Annotated in this window: 17 protein-coding genes and 1 tRNA gene; 10 read left to right on the plus strand and 8 right to left on the minus strand. The window is 69.9% G+C overall.

Translation table 11 applies throughout. The features are described from left to right. Window positions 1–42 precede the first annotated feature (42 nt). The 3 genes from rsmA to ABZ444_RS43660 all read left to right on the plus strand — a co-directional run bounded on the left by rsmA (window position 43) and on the right by ABZ444_RS43660 (window position 3,404). Window positions 43–903 carry a 16S rRNA (adenine(1518)-N(6)/adenine(1519)-N(6))-dimethyltransferase RsmA gene (gene rsmA / locus ABZ444_RS43650; protein WP_358010081.1) on the plus strand — a complete coding sequence of 287 codons (861 nt, stop codon included), beginning with the start codon at window positions 43–45 and terminating at the stop codon, window positions 901–903. Window positions 904–1,065: 162 nt separating this feature from the next. Next, window positions 1,066–2,307 (plus strand): IS256 family transposase, encoded by a 1,242-nt coding sequence (locus ABZ444_RS43655; protein WP_358010115.1) that lies wholly within the window; start codon window positions 1,066–1,068, stop codon window positions 2,305–2,307. Window positions 2,308–2,771: 464 nt separating this feature from the next. Then, entirely contained in the window at window positions 2,772–3,404 is a 633-nt protein-coding gene (locus ABZ444_RS43660) for an NlpC/P60 family protein (RefSeq protein ID WP_358010082.1), read from the plus strand. A 489-nt stretch (window positions 3,405–3,893) separates the two neighbouring features. Here the strand turns inward: ABZ444_RS43660 and ABZ444_RS43665 are convergent, their stop codons facing one another. The 3 genes from ABZ444_RS43665 to ABZ444_RS43675 all read right to left on the minus strand — a co-directional run bounded on the left by ABZ444_RS43665 (window position 3,894) and on the right by ABZ444_RS43675 (window position 6,869). After that, window positions 3,894–4,697: an arginase family protein gene (locus ABZ444_RS43665; RefSeq protein ID WP_358010083.1), complete on the minus strand. Its 804-nt coding sequence runs from the start codon at window positions 4,695–4,697 to the stop codon at window positions 3,894–3,896. Window positions 4,698–4,977: 280 nt separating this feature from the next. Then, on the minus strand, window positions 4,978–6,012 hold the full coding sequence (locus ABZ444_RS43670; RefSeq protein WP_358010084.1) for a hypothetical protein: 1,035 nt from the start codon (window positions 6,010–6,012) through the stop codon (window positions 4,978–4,980). 344 nt (window positions 6,013–6,356) lie between these two features. Then, complete coding sequence (locus ABZ444_RS43675; protein WP_358010085.1) at window positions 6,357–6,869, minus strand: RNA polymerase sigma factor; 513 nt, start codon at window positions 6,867–6,869, stop codon at window positions 6,357–6,359. Window positions 6,870–7,203: 334 nt separating this feature from the next. Between ABZ444_RS43675 and ABZ444_RS43680 the strand changes: the two genes are divergently transcribed. Further along, complete coding sequence (locus tag ABZ444_RS43680) at window positions 7,204–8,106, plus strand: 4-(cytidine 5'-diphospho)-2-C-methyl-D-erythritol kinase (RefSeq protein ID WP_358010086.1); 903 nt, start codon at window positions 7,204–7,206, stop codon at window positions 8,104–8,106. 270 nt (window positions 8,107–8,376) lie between these two features. Continuing rightward, entirely contained in the window at window positions 8,377–10,194 is a 1,818-nt protein-coding gene (locus ABZ444_RS43685; protein ID WP_358010087.1) for an ABC-F family ATP-binding cassette domain-containing protein, read from the plus strand. Window positions 10,195–10,335: 141 nt separating this feature from the next. Here the strand turns inward: ABZ444_RS43685 and ABZ444_RS43690 are convergent, their stop codons facing one another. Beyond that, complete coding sequence (locus ABZ444_RS43690; RefSeq protein WP_358010088.1) at window positions 10,336–10,839, minus strand: MarR family transcriptional regulator; 504 nt, start codon at window positions 10,837–10,839, stop codon at window positions 10,336–10,338. Between the two features lie 56 nt (window positions 10,840–10,895). Here ABZ444_RS43690 and ABZ444_RS43695 point away from each other — a divergent pair, with 56 nt between their 5' ends. Genes ABZ444_RS43695 through ABZ444_RS43710 form a run of 4 tightly spaced genes read left to right on the plus strand, consistent with a single transcriptional unit; the run spans window position 10,896 to window position 14,734 of the window. Next, window positions 10,896–11,666 carry a trans-aconitate 2-methyltransferase gene (locus ABZ444_RS43695; RefSeq protein ID WP_358010090.1) on the plus strand — a complete coding sequence of 257 codons (771 nt, stop codon included), beginning with the start codon at window positions 10,896–10,898 and terminating at the stop codon, window positions 11,664–11,666. A gap of 17 nt (window positions 11,667–11,683) precedes the next feature. Next, window positions 11,684–12,034 carry a glyoxalase gene (locus ABZ444_RS43700; protein ID WP_358010091.1) on the plus strand — a complete coding sequence of 117 codons (351 nt, stop codon included), beginning with the start codon at window positions 11,684–11,686 and terminating at the stop codon, window positions 12,032–12,034. A 52-nt stretch (window positions 12,035–12,086) separates the two neighbouring features. Next, window positions 12,087–13,562, plus strand: coding sequence for a CYTH and CHAD domain-containing protein (locus tag ABZ444_RS43705; RefSeq protein ID WP_358010092.1), 1,476 nt, complete (start codon window positions 12,087–12,089; stop codon window positions 13,560–13,562). Next, window positions 13,559–14,734 (plus strand): cytochrome P450, encoded by a 1,176-nt coding sequence (locus ABZ444_RS43710; RefSeq protein ID WP_358010093.1) that lies wholly within the window; start codon window positions 13,559–13,561, stop codon window positions 14,732–14,734. The genes ABZ444_RS43705 and ABZ444_RS43710 overlap by 4 nt, the downstream gene beginning before the upstream one ends. A 4-nt stretch (window positions 14,735–14,738) precedes the next feature. Here ABZ444_RS43710 and ABZ444_RS43715 read toward each other — a convergent pair whose 3' ends face one another. The 4 genes from ABZ444_RS43715 to ABZ444_RS43730 all read right to left on the minus strand — a co-directional run bounded on the left by ABZ444_RS43715 (window position 14,739) and on the right by ABZ444_RS43730 (window position 19,562). Then, window positions 14,739–15,572: an NUDIX hydrolase gene (locus tag ABZ444_RS43715; RefSeq protein WP_358010094.1), complete on the minus strand. Its 834-nt coding sequence runs from the start codon at window positions 15,570–15,572 to the stop codon at window positions 14,739–14,741. Continuing rightward, on the minus strand, window positions 15,562–17,622 hold the full coding sequence (locus ABZ444_RS43720; RefSeq protein WP_358010095.1) for an RNA degradosome polyphosphate kinase: 2,061 nt from the start codon (window positions 17,620–17,622) through the stop codon (window positions 15,562–15,564). The genes ABZ444_RS43715 and ABZ444_RS43720 overlap by 11 nt, the downstream gene beginning before the upstream one ends. Window positions 17,623–17,677: 55 nt before the next feature. Further along, complete coding sequence (locus ABZ444_RS43725; RefSeq protein ID WP_358010096.1) at window positions 17,678–18,544, minus strand: TetR family transcriptional regulator; 867 nt, start codon at window positions 18,542–18,544, stop codon at window positions 17,678–17,680. 79 nt (window positions 18,545–18,623) lie between these two features. Then, window positions 18,624–19,562, minus strand: a complete 939-nt coding sequence (locus tag ABZ444_RS43730) for an acyl-CoA desaturase (RefSeq protein WP_358010098.1) — start codon at window positions 19,560–19,562, stop codon at window positions 18,624–18,626. Window positions 19,563–19,867: 305 nt separating this feature from the next. Here ABZ444_RS43730 and ABZ444_RS43735 point away from each other — a divergent pair. Beyond that, window positions 19,868–19,939: transfer RNA gene (locus ABZ444_RS43735), tRNA-Gln, on the plus strand. Window positions 19,940–20,022 lie beyond the last annotated feature (83 nt).

Raw genomic sequence — 20,022 nt, forward strand, 5'->3', positions numbered from 1 at the left:
CCTCTCCTTAGGTCTCCCCCATCCGCCATCGCAGGTTCTTCGATGCGGGAGACTGGTTGGATGATGAGGCTGTTGGGCCCTGCAGAAATACGTATTTTGGCGAACAAGCTAGATCTTCGCCCCACGAAAAAGCTAGGCCAGAACTTCGTGATCGACGCGGGGACCGTCCGGCGCATCGTCCGCGTGGCCGACCTGTCGCCCGACGACGTGGTCATCGAGGTCGGGCCCGGCCTCGGCTCGCTCACCCTGGCGCTCCTGCCCGAGGCCGCGCACGTGGTGGCCGTCGAGATCGACCCGGTCCTGGCCACCCAACTGCCCCTCACCGTCGCCGAGCGCGGCCCGTCCGACCGGCTCACGGTCGTCAACGCCGACGCCATGAAGGTCACCCTCGACGACCTCGCCGGTCACGACCCCACGGCCCTGGTGGCCAACCTCCCGTACAACGTGGCCGTCCCCGTGGTGCTCCACCTCCTGGAGAGGCTGCCCTCGCTGCGCAAGGGCCTGGTCATGGTGCAGCTGGAGGTGGCCGACCGCCTCGCCGCCGGTCCCGGCTCCAAGGTGTACGGCGTGCCGTCGGTCAAGGCCGCCTGGTACGCCGACGTACGCAGGGCGGGCCCGGTCGGCCGTACGGTGTTCTGGCCCGTCCCCAACGTCGACTCCGGCCTGGTCTCCCTGACCCGCCGCGAACCCCCCGCCACCACGGTCACCAGGGAAGAGGTCTTCGCCGTCGTGGACGCGGCCTTCGCCCAGCGCCGCAAGACCCTGCGAGCCGCCCTGGCCTCGTGGGCCGGCAGCCCGTCCCAGGCGGAAACGGCACTGCGAGCCGCCGGCGTGGACCCCTCGGCCAGAGGCGAACAACTCACCATCGACTCCTTCGCCCGAATAGCCGAACAAAAGCCCTGACTCCGCCCCGCCCTCAAGCCCCACCAGAGCACCCGCTCCAGGTTGCGTCCACGGAAGTGGTGTACGAGTTTGACCTGGTCACAAGCGTGGCGGTCGTGAAAAGGAGACGGCCATCGCGTGATCCTTCGTGATTGCGACATCAGATCGAAGGAGAACAAAGCGATGGCCGTGCACGACAGTGTGACGCCTGCCCAGTGGCTGACGCAGCAGCTCGAGACCGGGGATCCAGATCTGTTGCGATCCATGGTGAAGACCATGGCCGAGGCGTTGATGTCGGCTGAGGCCGACAGCCTGTGCGGAGCGCCGTATGGCGAGCGCAGTGACGAGCGGACCAACTCCCGCAACGGATACCGGGGACGGGAGTGGGACACCCGCGCCGGCACGATCGAGCTGGCGATCCCGAAGCTGCGCACCGGCTCCTACTACCCCGACTGGCTGCTGGAGCGGCGCCGCCGTGCCGAGCAGGCGCTGATCAGCGTCGTGGCCACCAGCTACCTGCTTGGGGTCTCCACCCGGCGGGTGGACAGGCTGGTTGAGCAGCTTGGCATCAAACACATCTCCAAAAGCCAGGTCAGCCAGATGGCCAAGACGCTGGATGAGCAGGTCGAGACCTTCCGCACCCGGGCCTTGGATGCCGGCCCGTACACCTTCGTGTGGCTGGATGCGTTGACGCAGAAGGTGCGCGAGGGTGGCCGCACGATCAACGTGCACGCCCTGGTCGCCACCGCCGTGAATGCCAACGGGCAGCGGGAGATCCTCGGGCTAGAGGTCACCTCGGCCGAGGATGGCGCGGGCTGGCTGGCGTTCCTGCGCGGCCTGGTCGCTCGCGGCCTGGCGGGGGTGCAGTTGGTGATCTCCGATGCGCACCGCGGCCTGGTCGAGGCGATCGGTGCCAGCCTGCCGGGCGCGGCCTGGCAGCGCTGCCGCACCCACTACCTGCGCAACCTGCTCACCACCGTCCCGAAGTCGGCGCAGCCGTGGGTGGCCACGCTGGTGCGCACCATCTTCGACCAGCCCACCAGCGAGCAGGTCCGCACCCAGCACGCCTGGGTGATCGACGCGTTGGAGGCCAAGTATCCGGCCGCCTGTGAGCATCTGGACGCTGCCCGCGAGGACCTGCTGGCTTTCGCCGCCTTCCCCCGCGAGGTCTGGAAACAGATCTGGTCAAACAACCCGCAGGAGCGGCTGAACAAGGAGATCCGCCGCCGCACCGACGTGGTCGGCATCTTCCCCGACCGGGCCGCGATCATCCGCCTGGTCGGCGCGGTGCTGGCCGAGCAGACCGACGAATGGACCGAGGCCCGCCGCTACATGGGCCTGGACATTCTCGCCAAGGCCCGCGTCCGGCTCATCGCCAGCGACACACCGGCCCAGAACCCTCTCCCGCAGACACTTACCGCTTAACCTGCAGAAACAGGATCACGCGAAGATCGATTCATACACCACGTTCGTGGACGTGACCCCCGCTCCACTCCCCAGGGCTTGTGGCGCCCCACGACCATGCCAGGGGTCCCTCCAGCCTGAGGCATCCGCCACCCGGCCCTGGCCACGTGCAACTTTGGCCCAAAGAGCCTCCACCCCTGGGCCCGCACACCCCCAGGCGCCTCGCCGCACATCGCCTGCGGCCCCCGGGCATCCGCCTACGTCGGCGCGGCGAACCTGCACAGCCCCCACCACACCCGCCCTTCCTCGCAAACGCCCCACCCGCACCCACACTTGCTCGCATGGGTCCCCCGACACCAGGCGGCTGTCCACAACCCAGGAGGCTCAACAACCACCTATCCACAGAACCCCGTTCGGCCCCTCCGCCCCCGGTTCACCCACGTGATCCTGGCTCCCGTCCCTCATCACGACGAAGGAGCCCACTCATGCACACCCGCCACCCCATCACCCGACTGTCGATCATCCTCAGCAGCGGCCTCCTGACCGTCACAGGAGCCCACCCCGCCCAAGCCAGAGCCACACCCGTTCCCTGCCTCCGGGCCCTCGTCACCGTCCCCGCCGCCGGCGCCGAAGCAACCGCTTCCACTCGCTGCCCGGCCCCCCACCACCCCAAGAAGCCGAAGCCGAAGAAACCCAGAAAGCGCCCGAAGCACAAGGGCGAAATCGCGGCCGCCGCAGCCCTCACCCAGTTGGGCGTCTCCTTCTCCTGGGGCGGCGGCTCCTCAAGAGGCCCCACCATCGGAGTGGGCACCGGCGCGTACACAAGAGGCTTCGACTGCAGCGGCCTCACCCTCTACGCCTGGTCCAAAGCCGGAGTAAGGCTCGCCCACTACACCGGAACCCAGTTCCGCCAGGGCCGCAGAGTCCCCCTCGCCTCCAGACGCAAGGGTGACCTCCTCTTCTTCGGCGGCACCGGCGACCCGACCCACGTAGCGCTCTACCTGGGCGACAACATCATGATCCACGCCCCCCGAACCGGCGACGTAGTACGAAGAACCAACTTCCTGAACTCCGCCTACTACCGAACCGCCTACCGAGGAACCATCCGCCCCGCCTGACACCACCGCACCCTGGGCCAGCAACAAATGGCCCCGCCCCTCGAACGCCCACCAACCGAGACGCCCCTCGACCCGCAGCGTCCACCAACCCCGGCCGTCCACCAACAGCCGTCCACAAACCCGGCCGTCCACCAACCATGGGCGCCCGCCAACCTCTGCCGCCCATCAACCAGGGCGGCCGCCAACCAGGGTGCCCGCCAACCCTGGGCGTCCACCAATTGCTGACGACGCGCTCTCCGGTAGGCGGCCGTCCGCGCCGGATGCCTACTCGTCACCCGAGCACAGCCACCACGGACCAGCACAGCGACCGGTCACCTACCCCGAGCAGCGCTACGGGCGCCCACCGTCCACCCTGACCAGCGCCACAGGCAACCGCCGTCCGCCCCGACCAGCACCACAGGCAACCGCCGCTCACCCTGACCAGTGCCACGGGTGCCCACCGCCCGCCCCGGCCGGACCCCGGGAGGACCACTCCGCCGGAAGCGGGACCTACCGCCCGGCGCAGACCGCCACCAGCTCCTTCACCACCGACGTGAGCAATGCCTGATCCTCAGCCCCCGCCGGCTCGTACTCCATGAGCCCCAACCCCACCACCTCGAACCGCTCCGCAATGGCCCTCACCAGCTCCAGAAGCTCCTCAGCCCGGAACCCTCCCGGCGCAGGAGACCCCACGCTCCCGAAGAGCTGCGGATCAAGCACATCGAAGTCGACATGCACATAAACAGCCGTCCGCTCCCCGCCCCCCGCCGCAGCACCGACAGCCTCGACCAGAGCCTCCGCATCCGCCGCCCGTACCCACCGCACACCCCGAGCCTCGACGAACGCGACCTCGGCCGGATCCAGATCACGCACCCCCGCCAGCACGACCTGCCCGGCCCCGACCGGCTGCCCGGTCACCAGCCCGTCAGGCCCTTCACCGGTCAACGCCCTCAGGACCATGCCATGAAAGGCCCCCGACGGCGACGACTCCGGCGTGTTCAGATCCCCATGCGCATCGAACCAGACGACGACCAGCCCATCCCCGAACCTCCGCCGCGCCGCCGCCACCGGTTCCAGTTCGACACCGCAGTCCCCACCCGCGGTGACCAGAAGCCCGTCCCACCCGGCCTCGGCGACCGCCGCCCGAACCCTGGAAGCGGTGACCACCAGATCATCGTCATCGACCTCGACCTGAATCCGACGATCCGCGTCCACCATCTCCGCGACCAGCCGAGCCCCCTCACGCAGGCGCTCAGCCGTACGAGCCCCCGACCCCCGCCACTGCGGCACCTCGACAACCGTCACCTCGGACACGAGCACCTCCACATCAAGTAGTCCCGCTCAGCATCCCAAGGACGAACCCATGCTGACCACCACAAACCCTTCTGAACCCGATCGACGAGTGCCACATGGAAGCCTCGGCCGTCGTCCTGGACGGTGGGCGCCCCTGCCCGCCACCCCCCACGATCGCCCCGGCCGGATCCCGCACGTTCACCTCACAGGTGGGTGGTGATGTGCCATGAGCACCCCTGACCCCGAACGTCCCCAGCGTCAGGCCAAGGAGGCCGACGCGGCGACACCACCCCCGGCCCGGTCATCTGTCCCGCTTGCACCCCTTGGGCGCCGGAGCCGGCGGGCCGGTCCAGCCGGATTCGGGGCCGCGTGCCCGATAGCTCACGACCTCGCCCTCACTCACCCCCGCAGCCGCACGAGTCGCATAGGAGACCGACGTGAGCAACTCGCCCGTCCCGGGATCGAGGATGTGCCTGTCGCGGACCGTCACCGTCCTGCTCGGCGACAGCAGTTGGCTTCCGGTGCCGCCGAAGTCCACCGAAAGCCCGGCTCTGCCCAGCGGGTCCCTGACCGTGCCGACGACCTTGGTGGACGGCAGCCCGGCCAGCACCCGGATGACCGCCGCACGCTGGGCCGGGCCGAGCGGCATGGTCAGAAGGTTCACGGTGACGGGCAGGAACTCCTGGAAGGACTGGGCGAACCCGCGAGCCGTCGAGAGCTCGTGGTAGACGTGCAGCCGCTTCAGAAGGTCGTCAGGACGTGCAGGGATCGCGGACAGATCCGCCATGGTGAACTCGGCGACCGTCATATCGGGATAAATCCCCCTAGGCTCCAGCCCTGCGCTGTATACGCAGCCCTTGGAACCGTCCACACCGGTGATCGACTTGGCCTCGCCGCCACGAGCCGACGGCAGCCCGCCCACGACATCCCCTTCGCTCATCGGAACCGGACGGCACGACGTCCTGCCGCCGCCGTAGCACGGGCCGGCCACCTGGGCGGGTGCCCCGGAAGCGCGCCAGGCACGTTCGTCCGCGACCGTGGCCGGGCGGGCGACGACCGGCGACCGCTGCCTGATCACCACGTCGGCGGGATCGCGCGGCTGCCAGGTCTCCCGGCGCTCGACCACCATGACCGTGTACCCGCCGCCGGCCGACCAGGCGTTGCCCTCGATCCGCACATCACGCCAGTACGCGCCGCTGCTCGCAGGCAGCTTCTCGATCCTGTCGGCGAGGTCGTACAGCTCCTGGTTGGGTCTCGACGGCGTGAGCACGGGCGGGGCAGCGGTCAAGCTCGTGACCAGCGTGATGACCAGGGCGACGACCGCGGCCGTGGCCACCGGCGCGCAGAGAGACCGCAGACGGGGGAGGCGAGGCTCCCGCACCGCACGCACGGCACCGACGACTGGCACGCGCGTCCGGCCTGGGAGGCGAGGGAGCGGCAGGCGGGTGAGCGAGACGCGGGGAAGCACGAGACGGGAGAGCGGCGGGCGGGTGAGCGAGAGACGGGGCAGCGGGAAACGAGGGAGCGGGAAACGAGGCAGCGGGAAACGGGGCAGCGGCAGGCGGCGTGCCTGCCGCGGCTCGTCCGCCATGATCGCGTCGCGCAGCCGGCGCGCACCAGGTCCCTGAGGAAGCGCCTGCGGAGCGGGATCGATGGCCTTCACCAGATCGTCTATGTCGTTCATGCCTTCCTCATCACCATCGTCCAGGACGGCTGCCGCTCCAGCAGCGCCGCCAGCCGTTTGCGCGCACGATGCAACCGGGTCCGGGCGGCGATCGCCGTACATCCCATGACCTGGGCGATCTGCTCGCCGCTCAGCCCCTCCCAGCAGGCCAGCGCCAGCACCTCGCGGTCCCGTTCGGGCAGTTCGTCGAACGCCTTGCGCACGTGGTCGAGCTCAACCGGCGTCACCGTCCGGGCGGCGGCCAGTTCGTCGCGGAGGCGTTCGGCCAGCACGGCCCGCCGCGAGGCGCCGCGCTGCTGGTTGGCCAGCACCCGCCGGGCCACGCCGTACAGCCACAGCAACGCCTTGTCCCCTTGGGGGACGTCGCCGATCCGCCGCCACGCGATGAGGAACGTCTCGGCGAGCACGTCGGCCGTGTCCTCGGGCGAGCTGGTACGCCGGGCGGCGTACTGCTGTATCGCCGGGTAGTACGTGTCGTAGACCGCCTCGAAGCGATCTCGCTGTGTCACAGGTTCTCCTAGCGAAAGGTGCCGGACACAGTGGTAAATGTCCGGCACCCGCCCACCCGTTGCACCACCGACGACAACGGTCGCGACGCCACCGAAGCAGAAGGCAAGACGTCGTCCCGGAGAGAAGCTCGGCTCGAAGAGAAGGCGGTGGCAGAAAGACGGCAATGTCGGCGTATGGCCCTCTGGCAGGCAGAAGGCGGACGAACCTCACTCTGCGTGGCCCGCAGTCGGCCATCTCACACGTCTAATTCCGAGAACCGCATGTCAGCGCACCCCACCCCGATAACATCGAGTGTCCTTGACCCCGGCAAGCGATGAAAGTGGCAGAAGATCGATGAGTTCGGTGACCGTACGTGTGCCCGCGAAGGTCAACGTGCAGCTTTCAGTCGGCCCGCTCCGGGAAGATGGCTACCACGACCTGGTCAATGTCTTCCACGCAGTATCGATCTTCGATGAGGTGGTCGCGAAGGAGGCCGAGTCGATCACCGTCACGGTCAACGGCAGATGGTCCGACCAGGTGCCCCTCGACGACGACAACCTCGCCATCCGCGCCGCCCGCGCCCTCGCCAAGCACGCGGGCCGCTCCTACGGCGCCGACCTGATCATCGAGAAGGCCATTCCGGTCGCCGGCGGCATGGCGGGCGGCAGCGCCGACGCGGCGGGGGCCCTCGTGGCGTGCAACGAGCTCTGGGGGCTCGGCCTGCCCTTCGAGGACCTCATGGAGATCGCCGGAGATCTGGGGAGCGACGTACCCTTCTCGCTGCTCGGCGGCACGGCGGTCGGCACCGGCCGCGGCGAGCAGCTCAGCGAGCTGCCCACGGGCGGCACGTTCCACTGGGTGTTCGCGCTGGCCGACGGCGGCCTCTCGACCGCCAGGGTCTACGCGGAGTGCGACCGCCAGCGCGAGGCTACGAACGCCCGCGTGCCCTGGCCCGAGCTCGACGCCCCGCTCATCGAGGCCCTCGGCACCGGCGACGCGTACGCCCTGGGCGCCCACCTGAGCAACGACCTCCAGGCCGCCGCCCTGACCCTCCGCCCCGAGCTCGCCACGACCCTCGACAGCGGGCGCCAGCACGGCGCGCTGGGCGCGATCGTCTCCGGCTCCGGCCCCACCTGCGCCTTCCTGGCCATCGACGCCACCCACGCCCGCGACCTCGCCAACAGCTTGACCGCCACAGGCGCCGCCACCACCACGGTCGCCGCCCACGGCCCCGTGACCGGCGCCACCCTGCTCTAACCCCCTGGTGACACCCACCAGGCCCCCAGCCACCACCGGCTCACGCTGGGCGTGGCACGACAGACCCCGCCACAGTGCGGGCGGTGCGAGGGGGCGCTCGGCCTCGTGTGCACCTCCCGTCGTGCGAGGGGGCTGACGCTGCACAGGGCCTGGACGAGAAGCCGGGCGCTCGCGGCGGGCATGCGGTCCGGCAATCCCAGCCCCGTAGACGATCAAGGGACGTCGTGGGCGTCGGGAAGCGGTTGAGGGGACCGATACCCTGGACACGTCATGAATCTGGTCAACCTTGAGTCGGTCTCCCACGCCTACGGGCCCAAGCCGCTCCTCAGCGACGTCTCCCTGGGCATCGAGGCCGGGGAGCGCATCGGCGTCGTCGGCCGCAACGGGGGCGGTAAGACGACCCTGATGTCGGTCATCGCCGGCGACGTGCGTCCCGACAGCGGCCGGGTCACCCACACGCGCGGGCTGCGGGTCGGGTCGCTGTCCCAGCAGGACACCCTCGACCCCGAGGCCACCGTGAGCCAGCTCGTCCTGGGGGACAGGGCTGAGCACGAATGGGCAGGTGACCAGCAGGTCCGCGAGATCCTCGCGAACCTGATCGGCGACCTCGACCTGAGCGCCAAGGCCGCCGCGCTGTCCGGTGGCGAGCGCAGGCGTACGGCGCTGGCCCGTCTGCTCATCGACGACCACGACCTGGTCATGCTCGACGAGCCCACCAACCACCTCGACATCGAGGCGATCGCCTGGCTCGCCGCCCACCTGGCGGCCAGGAAGAGCGCCCTGCTGGTCGTGACCCACGACCGCTGGTTCCTCGACGCCGTCTCCACCCGCACGTGGGAGGTCGTCGACGGCCGGGTCGAGCGCTACGAGGGCGGTTACGCCGCGTACGTGCTGGCCAAGGCCGAGCGTGCGCGCATCGCCCAGGCCGCCGAGGAACGCCGCCAGAACCTCATGCGCAAGGAGATCGCCTGGCTGCGCCGCGGTCCGCCCGCCCGCACGTCCAAGCCGAAGTTCCGGATCGATGCCGCGCAGGCCCTGATCGCGAACGAGCCGCCGGCGCGGGAGACCGTCGAGCTGATGCGGTTCGCCGCGGCCCGGCTCGGCAAGACCGTCTACGACCTGGAAGACGTCACCCTGCACGCGGGCGGCCCCGGCGACGGGCCGCTGGTGCTCGATCACTGCACGTGGCAGTTCGGTCCGGGCGACCGGATCGGCCTGATCGGCGTCAACGGGTCGGGCAAGTCGTCGGTGCTGCGGTTGCTCGCCGACGGCGTCCAGCCGGACTCGGGCCGGGTGATCCGCGGCAAGACCGTACGTCTGGCGCATCTGTCCCAGGAGCTGACCGAGCTCGACCCGTCGCGGCGGGTGCTGGAGTCTGTGGAGGAGATCCGCAAGTACCTCCAGCTGGGCAAGCGGGAGTGGACGGCGTCCCAGTTGCTGGAGCGTCTGGGCTTCAAGGGCGACGCGCAGTGGAAGGTCATCGGCGACCTGTCCGGCGGCGAGCGGCGGCGGCTGCAGCTGCTGCGCCTGCTGATGGACGACCCCAACGTGCTGCTCCTCGACGAGCCCACCAACGACCTCGACATCGAGACGCTCAACGAGCTCGAAGACCTGCTGGACGGCTGGCCGGGCACGCTGGTCCTGGTGAGTCACGACCGTTACTTCCTGGAGCGGGTGACCGACCGGTGCGTGGCGCTGCTGGGTGACGGCAAGCTCGCGCTGCTGCCGGGCGGGGTCGACGAATACCTCGAACGCCGCAGCGCCGGCACGGCCGTGACCGCCCGCATCGGCAGCGCTCCTGCCCCGGCATCCGGCGCTCCGGCCCCTGCCGCGGCTTCGTCCGGCACGCAGGCGGAGACCGGGCTGTCGGCCAAGGAGGAACGCGAGCTCCGCAAGGAACTCAACCGCCTGGAACGCCAGCTCGACAAGCTCGGCGACCAGGAGACCCGCCTCCACGCCGCCATGGCCGACGCCGCCAGCGACTACGCCAAGCTCGGCTCCCTCGACGCCCAGCTCCGCGACGTCCTGGCCCAGAAGGACACCGTCGAGGCGGAATGGCTCGAAGTGGCCGACCGCCTCGGCGACTGACAGTGACCACCCTCATATCGCGTTGATGCCCGGGAACTCGATCGAGGTCCTCGAGTGCCCGCCCATCCCGTCCTGAGTGAGGTCATCCCCCGGACGGGGGGCTGCCCGCCGGGAGAGCGTACGTAAGAACTCGTAGAGGGGTTACCGAGGGGAGTCGAAGGGGGCAAGGAGCAGGCGGAGGAGGGCGGCGAGGGAACGCTGGTCGGTGGAGGGGAGGCCGGAGAGCAGGTCGCGCTCACGCCGGAGCAGGTCGGCGAACGCCGCGTCCACCCGCGCCACCCCCGTGTCCGTCAGCGACACCAGCACGCCGCGCCGGTCCTCGGGGTCGGGCCGCCGCCGCACCAGACCCGCCTGCGCGAGCCGGTCGATGCGGTTGGTCATGGTGCCGGACGTCACCAGCGTGGCCCGCAACAGGGCCCCGGGGCTCAGCTCGTACGGCTTCCCGGCCCGCCGCAACGCGGTGAGCACGTCGAACTCCCAAGGCTCCAGATCATGTTCGGCGAACGCCGCCCGCCTGGCGCGGTCGAGATGTTTGGCCAGCCGTGACACCCTGGAGAGGACCTGGAGGGGCTCGACGTCGAGATCGGGCCGCTCGATCCGCCATGCCGCGACCAGCCGGTCGACCTCGTCATCCTGTGGCGTCATGACACAGAGTCTACTGTCTTGACATCGAGATATCTCTCTCGATATCAATTATCTCTATGTCAAGAGATATCTGGGACCCGGTGACCTACGCCGTCTACGCCGACGAGCGGTCGCGGCCGTTCATCGAGCTGATATCCAGAGTCGGCGCGGTGGCTCCCGATTATGTCGTGGACGCGGGCTGCGGCAGCGGCGAACTCACCGTCATGCTGGCCGAACGCTGGCCGGGCGCCACCGTCGAGGGCTTCGACGCCTCGCCCGCGATGATCACCAAGGCCCGCCGGCTCAACAGCCGGGTGCATTTCGCCGTGGCCGACGTCGACACCTGGCACCCCGACCGCCCCATGGACGTGATCGTCTCCAACGCGGTCCTGCAGTGGGTGCCCTCCCACCACGGCGTGCTCGAACACTGGCTGGAGGAGCTGGCTCCCGGCGGCTGGCTGGCCTTCCAGGTGCCGGGCAACTTCGACGCCCCTAGCCACGTCGCGATCCGCGAGCTGTGCGCCTCCCGCGCCTGGTCCGACCGGCTCAGCGACCTCAACAGGGACAATCCGGTGGACGACCCGGTCCAGTATCTCGACTTCCTCAACGACGGCGGCTGCCAGGTGGACGCCTGGGAGACCACGTACGTGCACCTGCTCCAGGGCGAGAACCCGGTCCTCGACTGGGTCTCCGGCACGGCCCTGCGCCCGATCTTCGACCGGCTCGACCCGGGCGAGCAGCGGCGGTTCAAGGCCGACCTGGCCGGGCTGCTCGCCGAGGCCTACCCGGCCAGGAGCTACGGCACCCCCTTCCCCTTCCGCCGCATCTTCGTGGTGGCCCAGAAATGACTCCTGGAGGCCCAGAGATGACGATCAAAGCCCTGCACCACGTCCAGCTGGCCGCGCCCAAGGGCAGCGAGCCCGAACTGCGCGCCTTCTACGGCGACGTGCTCGGCCTGAGCGAGGTGCCCAAACCGCCTGAGCTGGCCAAACGCGGCGGGGCCTGGTTCCGTGGCGACGGCGTGGAGATCCACCTCGGCATCGAGGACGACTTCAGCCCCGCGCGCAAGGCCCACCCGGCGTTCCTGGTCGAGGACCTCGACGCCTACGCGGCCAGGATCCCCGGCGCGGTGCCCGACGGCCTCTTCCCGGGCTACCGCCGGATCTACGTGACGGACCCCGTGGGCAACCGGATCGAGCTCCTGCAGGCCGTGTGATGTTCACCTGCAGGTGGCATCATGGTCCGAAATCGGACACTTGTGAGGTGCAGTGGGCATCGAGATCGAGGACAAGTTCGACGTTCCAACCGACTACGCGATCCCGGACCTGAGCAGTCTGGCCCAGGTCACGGGCCCGCGCAGCCATCAGCTCGTGGCGCTCTACTACGACACGGCCGATCTGCGGCTGGCCGCGCGCGGCGTCACGCTCAGACGCAGGCGCGGCGGCGACGACGCGGGCTGGCACCTGAAGCTGCCCAAGGCCAGGGGCGTGCGCCAGGAGATCACCTGCCCGCTCACCCGCAGCACCAAGGTCGTGCCGCCGGAGCTGGCCGAGCTCGTCCGGGCCTACGCCCGGGGCGCGGAGCTCCAGGTCGTGGCCGAGCTCGACACCCGCCGCAGCGTCACCCTGCTGCACGACGGCGACACCCGGCTGGTCGAGATCGCCGACGACCGGGTGAAGGGCACCGTCCACCGGGACGGCAGGGTGCTGCGGTGGCGTGAGGTCGAGGCCGAGCTCCTGGCCGAGGACCGGCGGGACCTGCTGGCCAAGGTCGGCAAACGTCTGCGCAAGGCGGGGGCGAGCCCGGCGGGCAGCGCCAGCAAGCTCGCCCGGCTCCTCGAACCCGCCCCGCCCGCCCGGGTCGCCACCGAGCCCGGCACGGCGGGCGAGACCGTCATCGACTACCTGTCGAGCCAGGTCGCCGCCCTCCTCAGCCAGGATCCGCGGGTGCGCAGGGCCGAGGAGGACGCCGTCCACCAGATGCGGGTGGCCTCGCGCAGGCTGCGCAGCGCGCTCAAGGCGTTCAAGTCGGTGGTGACCGGCACGGAGCAGGTCCAGGAGGAACTGCGCTGGCTCGGCACGGTGCTCGGCGAGGCCCGCGACCTGGAGGTGATCAGGGCCAGGTTCGCCGGGGAGCTGTCCGGCCTCGCCCCCGAGCTGGTCACCGGCCCCATCCAGAGCCGTCTCGGCGCGGACCTGCGCGTACGTGAGCAGGAGGCGTACGCGCGCATCAAGGACGCACTCAGCGGCGACCGCTACTACACCCTCCTGGACGCCCTCGACGCCCTGATCGCCACCCCCGAGCTGGGCAAGGCCGCCGACAAGCCGGCGAAGGAGAAGCTCACCGCCCTCGCCTCCGCCGGCTGGGACCGCGTGACCCGGGCGTACGAGGCCGCCCAGGCCACCGAGGACGCCGGACGCCGCGAGATCGCCCTGCACGACGTCCGCAAGGCGGCCAAACGCGCTCGATACACCGCCGAGGCGCTCGAACCCACCCTCGGCAAGGGCATGGCCAGGCTGGCCGAGCTGGCCGAGAACGTCCAGGAGGTGCTGGGGGCGCACCGGGACGGCGTGGTCGCCCAGGAGACGCTGGCCAAGGAGGCCGAGGGCGCCCGGCAGGCGGGCGAGGACACCTTCACGTACGGGCTGCTGATCGGGATCGAACGCAACACCGCCGAACGCGCCGAGGCCGATTTCCCCAGAGTCTGGGCGGAAACCGTGAAGGCGGTTAAGAAGGTTCTATGACGAACCTTCCGGCAATTCCCTTCCCGCGCAGCGACCCTCTCGACGTTCCGGCGGCCTACCGGGAGCTGCGGGCGAAGGAGGGCATCGCGCGGGTGCGCACTTCGGTGGGCGACGAGGTCTGGCTGGTCACCGGCCACGAACAGGCACGCAGGCTGTTCACCGACAGCCGGCTGGGGCGTTCCCACCCCGAGCCCGAGCGGGCGCCGCGCGTGTCGAACTCGGCCCTGCTCGGCGGGCCGCAGGGCGAGGCCGCCACCGAGAAGGCCGACCACGAGCGCCTGCGCAAGCTGTTCGCCCCCTCCTTCTCGGCCCGCCGGATGAGGCGGCTCGCCGACGAGGTCGGCTCCCTGGTCGAGGAGCGGCTGGACCGCCTGGCCGGGCTGACGCCGCCGGCCGACCTGCACGCCGAGCTCTCCTTCCCGCTGCCCGTGCTGGTCATCTGCCGGCTGCTCGGCGTCCCGTACGAGGACAGGGAGTACTTCAGCGGCGTGTCCGCCCGCATGGCCGACCTCCGGGACGAGGCGGCCGGCGAGGCGGCACGGGCGGAGCTGAGCGCCTACATGGCCGGGCTGATCGCCCGCAAACGGCACGAACCGGCCGAGGACGTCCTGTCGGACCTGGCGAACGAGCTGGACGACGACGGCAAGATCGCCGAGCTGGCCGCCGGCCTGCTGTTCGCCGGGCACGAGACCACGGTCAACCGCATCGACCACGGCGTGCTCCTGCTGCTGGCCAACCCCGGCCAGCTCGCCCTGCTGCGGTCGGACCCCGGGCTCGCGCCCGCCGCGGTCGAGGAGATCCTGCGCATGGCCGCGCCTAGCCTGCACGGCCTGCCCAGGTACGCCCACGAGGACATCGAGATCGACGGCCGCACGATCCGCCGCGGCGAGGCTGTCGTCCTCAACACCGGCGTGGCGAACCGGGACGAAGACGTCTATCCCAATCCCGACACCTTCGTCATCGGACGTCCTCCGACCGACCCGCATCTCGCCTTCGGGTACGGCCCGCGGTTCTGCATCGGCGCGAGTCTGGCCAGGGTGGAGCTGGAGGCGGTGTTCAGCCGGCTCTTCCAGCGTCTCCCCGGCCTGCGCCTGGCCGTCCCCGTCGCCGAGCTGCCGCGCAACGAGGGCAGGATCACCCAGGGCTTCGCCCGTCTGCCGGTCACCTGGTGAGCCGTCAGGTCGCGTAGCGCTCCACGCCGACGACGTGCCCGCCGACCCGGTGCAGCACCGCGAACGCACCCTTGCGCAGGTGCACGTCCTTGCCGCTCAGCGCGTGGATCAGGTGCGGCAGGACCTTGCCGTGGCTGCACACGGCGGCGGGCACGGCGAGGTCGCCGACCAGGTCCGGCGTCTTGTGCGGGTCCTGGCCCTCCTCGCTGAGCAGCGGCTCGGTCCTGATCTCGGTCCCGTACGGCTCCAGCGTCTGGACGCACCGCCGGCTGGGCGAGCTGACCAGCAGCTCGGGCCGGTACGCGGGCAGCGCGGTGGCCAGGGCGGCGGCCTGGGCGCCGCCATGGTCGTCCAGCGGGCGCAGCGCGTCGTCGCCGTCCCACCGGCTCCTGGACCCGGCCGTGGCGTGCCGGACGAGCACCAGCGGCACGGTCGCGAGCGGCGCGGCGGCCAGGGCGCGCAGCAGCCCGGCGTCCCACTCGTAGGTCAGCAGCTCGCGAGCCCGGTCGACGGGCAGCCAGTGCAGCCCGTCGACCTCGTCGCCCGGCTCGAAGCCGGCGTCGGAGGCGACCCGCGCCGACCAGTAGTCGACACGCTTGAGCCGGCCGCCGCTGAGGTAGTGGATCGGCGGCAGGGCACGGCCCAGGACGACCGTCAGGCCGGTCTCCTCGGTGACCTCGCGCAGGGCGGCGGCGATGACGTGCTCGCCGCTCTCCAGCTTGCCCTTGGGGAAGGTCCAGTCGTCGTAGCGCGGGCGGTGGATCACCGCCACCTCGGGGCTGCTCTCCGCGCCCCTCCAGACCACGGCCCCGGCGGCCCGGAGCAGGTCAGTCGTCAACGGTCCTCCATCGCCTGGTGCCGACGAGATGGCTCTGCAGGTCCTCGCCGTGGTGGCGGATCCAGGTGCCGTCGGAGTTGAGCCACCACGCGTTCGTGGTGTCGGCCATGGCCAGGTCCATCAGCTCGATCAGGTACGCCTTGTGCTGCTGGGAGGTCACCTTGACCAGGGCCTCGACCCGGCGGTCGAGGTTCCTGCGCATCAGGTCGGCGCTGCCGATCCACACCTCGGGACGCCTGCCGAGGCCGAACTCGTACACGCGGGAGTGCTCCAAAAAGCGCCCCAAAACCGACCTTACGCGGATATTTTCTGACAAATGGGGGATTCCTGGGCGAAGGATGCAGATACCGCGCACCCACAGGTCCACCGGCACCCCCGCCCTGGACGCCCGGTAGAGCGCGTCGATGATCGGCTCGTCCACCAGCGAGTTCGTCTTGATCCTGATCCGCGCCGGGCGGCCCGCCTGCTGGTGGGCGATCTCCCGGTCGATCCTGGCCAGCAGGCCGCTGCGCATCGAGTGCGGTGCGACCAGCAGCCGGCGGTAGGCCGAGTGGTTGGAGTAGCCGGTCAGGTGGATGAACAGGTCGGTGACGTCCTCGCCCACCAGCGGGTCGGCGGTGAGCAGGCCGAAGTCCTCGTACTGGCGGGCCGTCTTGGGGTTGTAGTTGCCGGTGCCGATGTGGCAGTAGCGGCGCAGCTCGCCCGAGGGCTCCTGCCGTACGACGAGGGCCAGCTTGCAGTGGGTCTTCAGACCGACCACGCCGTAGACCACGTGGCAGCCGGCCCGCTCCAGCTTCCTGGCCCAGGAGATGTTGGCGTGCTCGTCGAAGCGGGCCTTGATCTCCACGACCACGACGACCTGCTTGCCCGCCTCGGCCGCGTCGATCAGGGCGTCGACGATGGGCGACTCGCCGCTGGTCCGGTAGAGGGTCTGCTTGATCGCCAGCACCCGGGGGTCTGCCGCGGCCACCTCGATGAAACGCTGCACGCTGGTCGCGAACGAGTCGTACGGGTGGTGCAGCAGCACGTCGCGCTCGCGCAGGGTGGAGAAGAGGTCGTCCTCGGCGTTGATCACCTCGGCCGGCACGAACGGGCGGTAGCTCAGCTCGCCGCGGTCGAGGTCGGCGATGGCGTGCAGGCCGGTCAGGTCGAGCGGGCCGGGCAGCCGGTAGATCTCGTGCGGGGCCAGCTCCAGCTCCTCGATGAGCGGGGCCAGCACCTCCGGCGTGATCGTCTCCTCGACCTCCAGCCGCACGGGCGGCCCGAACCGCCGCTTGAGCAGCTCCTTCTCCAGCGCCTGCATGAGGTTCTCGGTGACGTCCTCGTCGACGTCGAGGTCTTCGTTCCTGGTGACGCGGAAGACGTGGTGCTGGAGGATCTCCATGCCCTTGAAGAGCTGGCCGAGATGCGCCGCGATGACGTCCTCCAGCGGCACGAACCGGTCCTTCGACGCCGGCACGAACCGGGGGAGCTGCGAGGGCACCTTCACCCGCGCGAAGACGGTGTGGTCGGTGATCGGGTTGCGCACCAGCACGGCCAGGTTGAGGCTGAGCCCGGAGATGTAGGGGAACGGGTGGGCCGGGTCGACCGCCAGCGGCGTCAGCACGGGCCTGATCCGCTCCCTGAACAGCTTGCGCAGCTCCGTGCGCTCCTCGCGGCCCAGGTCGTCCCACCGGACGATCTCGATGCCCTCGGTCGCGAGCTGGGGGCAGACCCGGTCGTGGAAGGCGGCGGCGTGCCGCTTGGCCAGGGAGTCGGCGATCGTGGCGATCCGGGCCAGCTCCTCGCGCGGCTTCAGCCCGCTCTTGGTGCGCAGCAGCAGGCCGGTGGCCATCCGCCGCTTGAGGCCGGCCACCCGTACGCGGAAGAACTCGTCGAGGTTGCTGGCGAAGATGGCCAGGAAGCGCACCCGTTCGAGCAGCGGGACCGACGGGTCCTCGGCCAGTTCGAGTACGCGCTCGTTGAACTGGAGCCAGCTTTCCTCGCGGTTGAGGAACCGCTCCTGTGGCAGGGGCAGGTCGTTTCCCGATTGCAGCGGTTCCGCGGACATATGGCCTATATTGCCCCGATTGGTTGAACGGAACGTTAACGTAGCCGCAACGAACTCACTCTGGCTGGTCGGCCTGCTCAAGGCGTGCGGCGCGCTCGGCGAGCCTGGCCTCCCGCTGACGGATCTTCTCCTCGCGCTCGCGGGCCTTCTCCGCCTCCTTCAGCAGCCGCTCGCGCTCCTTCAACTCTCGTACCCTGGCTTTCTCCGCATCACGCAACTCTCGCTGGCGGAGCTTCTCGGCTTCCTTGAGCTCCTTCTCGCGCGCCTTCTCGAAGTCGCGCAGGTCCTTGTCGCTGACGCGCGGCTTGGCGGCGGCGGCCTGGTTGCGGGTGGCCACCGAGATCGCCGGGCTCGGGTTCAGGCCGGTCAGGCCGTTCCAGGCCAGGTTCACCAGGTGCGCGGCGACCTCCTCGCGCCCCGGCTTGCGCACGTCCAGCCACCACTGGCCGGTCAGCGCGACCATGCCGACCAGCATCTGGGCGTACATCGGGGCGAGCTTGGGGTCGTAGCCCCGGCCGGCGAACTCGTCGGCCAGGACGTCCTCGACCTGGCTGGCGATCTCGCTGATCAGGCTCGCGAACGTGCCCGTGCCCGAGGCCGCGTGCGAGTCGCGCACCAGGATGCGGAAGCCCTCGCTGCTCTCCTCGATGTACTGGAGCAGGGCCAGGGCGGCCCGCTCCAGCTTGATGAGGGAGTGGGAGGCGGCGAGGGCCGAGGTGATCATGCCGAGCAGCTTCTGCATCTCGCGGTCGACGACGACCGCGTAGACGCCTTCCTTGCCGCCGAAATGCTCGTACACCACGGGTTTCGACACCTGCGCGGTGGCGGCTATCTCCTCTATCGAGGTCCCGTCGAACCCCTTCTCGGCGAACAGCGTGCGGCTGATCTGGATCAGCTGCTCTCTGCGCTCTCTACCGGACATGCGCCTGCGAGATCGGGGTTCGGTCACGGGTTCCATAATGACGGCCACGGACGAATGGCCGTTCATCGGCTGATTCTCGTCAGGCAATGCGCTTCGCCGCCAGGCGTTCTGGCGTCGGCCAGCGCACGTCGGACACCCAGCCCGCCCGTTCGAAGAGGCGGATCAGGCCGGCGCTGAGGTCGATCTGGCCCTTGAGCGCGCCGTGCCGGGCACAGGTGGGGTCGGAGTGGTGCAGGTTGTGCCAGGACTCGCCGAACGACGGGATGGCCAGCCACCAGACGTTGCGCGACTTGTCACGCGTCTGGAAGGACTCCTCGCCGAAGACGTGGCAGATCGAGTTGATCGACCAGGTCACGTGGTGCAGCAGGCCGATGCGGATCAGTGAGCCCCAGAACAGCGCGGTCAGGCCGCCCTGCCAGGACCAGGTCAGCAGCAGGCCGAGCACGCCGGGCAGCAGGACCGAGACGAGGGCCAGCATGGGGAACCACTTGTGCAGCTTCTGGATGTCCTCGTCCTTGCACAGGTCGGGGGCGTACTTCTCGCGGTTGGTGCGCTCGCTCTCGAACAGCCAGCCCATGTGGGCGTACAGCAGGCCCTTGGACATGGACTTGAAGCCGGGGCCGAAGCGCCACGGCGAGTGCGGGTCGCCCTCCTTGTCGGAGAACTTGTGGTGCTTGCGGTGCGTGGCCACCCAGTCCAGCACGGACATCTCCAGCGACAGGCTGCCCGCGATGCCCATCGCGACCTTCAGCGGCCGCTTGGCCTTGAACGAGCCGTGCGTGAAGTAGCGGTGGAACCCGACGGTGACGCCGAGCCCGGAGACGACGTAGAAGACGAAGGCGATGGCGATGTCCGTCCAGCCGAGTCCCCATCCCCAGGCCAGGGGGACCGCCGCCGCGAGCGCGACCAGGGGCAGTCCGACCACGAGCGCGAACGTGATGATCTCTGCCCTGGATTTCGGTTCGGGCTCGAAGTCGGGCTTCGGGGCGGGGGAGGAACGCTCGGCGAGAACGGTCATGGGCTACCTCCAACTACATGTATGAGGATGAATGTCCAGGCTACGCCACCGTAACCTACGCCATCGTAAGTAAGGAAGCCCTAAGCTGTGGATGTCACTTAGCTGACGGTCGGCTCGCCCAGGTGAGTGGGGTTCGTGCCTTGCGGCATTTGGGGTGGTCTGTTATACGGCCGGCGTGCCGACTACCCCTGCGTGTCCCCGGTATTCACGGCCACTGGAGATGTGCGAGAGAATTGAGGGCGCATACGCCCGTGCGGGCTCGGTATCGTAGGGGCTGTGTGTCGGACGCCACGGCGTCCGGTCCGTCCCGGATCGTCTAATCGGCAGGACAAGTGGTTTTGGTCCACTTTGTAGGGGTTCGAGTCCTCTTCCGGGAGCCTTGACAGCCATCCCGCGACTCCCCGCGCGAGAGAGTTACGAACCGGGCAGGTATCCTCACGGTGTCGGGGGGGTTGCGGCG

Source organism: Nonomuraea sp. NPDC005730 (genome assembly GCF_040630865.1).
Taxonomy (GTDB): domain Bacteria; phylum Actinomycetota; class Actinomycetes; order Streptosporangiales; family Streptosporangiaceae; genus Nonomuraea.

What these genes read in the sequence shown, in the direction of transcription:
- ABZ444_RS43700 (WP_358010091.1), top strand. Translation starts at nt 11,684, where the DNA reads ATGACGATCAAAGCCCTGCACCACGTCCAGCTGGCCGCGCCCAAGGGC.
- ABZ444_RS43690 (WP_358010088.1), bottom strand. Translation starts at nt 10,839, where the DNA reads ATGACGCCACAGGATGACGAGGTCGACCGGCTGGTCGCGGCATGGCGG.
- ABZ444_RS43660 (WP_358010082.1), top strand. Translation starts at nt 2,772, where the DNA reads ATGCACACCCGCCACCCCATCACCCGACTGTCGATCATCCTCAGCAGC.
- ABZ444_RS43720 (WP_358010095.1), bottom strand. Translation starts at nt 17,622, where the DNA reads ATGTCCGCGGAACCGCTGCAATCGGGAAACGACCTGCCCCTGCCACAG.
- ABZ444_RS43695 (WP_358010090.1), top strand. Translation starts at nt 10,896, where the DNA reads ATGTCAAGAGATATCTGGGACCCGGTGACCTACGCCGTCTACGCCGAC.
- ABZ444_RS43685 (WP_358010087.1), top strand. Translation starts at nt 8,377, where the DNA reads ATGAATCTGGTCAACCTTGAGTCGGTCTCCCACGCCTACGGGCCCAAG.
- ABZ444_RS43655 (WP_358010115.1), top strand. Translation starts at nt 1,066, where the DNA reads ATGGCCGTGCACGACAGTGTGACGCCTGCCCAGTGGCTGACGCAGCAG.
- ABZ444_RS43725 (WP_358010096.1), bottom strand. Translation starts at nt 18,544, where the DNA reads ATGTCCGGTAGAGAGCGCAGAGAGCAGCTGATCCAGATCAGCCGCACG.
- ABZ444_RS43730 (WP_358010098.1), bottom strand. Translation starts at nt 19,562, where the DNA reads ATGACCGTTCTCGCCGAGCGTTCCTCCCCCGCCCCGAAGCCCGACTTC.
- ABZ444_RS43710 (WP_358010093.1), top strand. Translation starts at nt 13,559, where the DNA reads ATGACGAACCTTCCGGCAATTCCCTTCCCGCGCAGCGACCCTCTCGAC.
- rsmA (WP_358010081.1), top strand. Translation starts at nt 43, where the DNA reads ATGCGGGAGACTGGTTGGATGATGAGGCTGTTGGGCCCTGCAGAAATA.
- ABZ444_RS43680 (WP_358010086.1), top strand. Translation starts at nt 7,204, where the DNA reads ATGAGTTCGGTGACCGTACGTGTGCCCGCGAAGGTCAACGTGCAGCTT.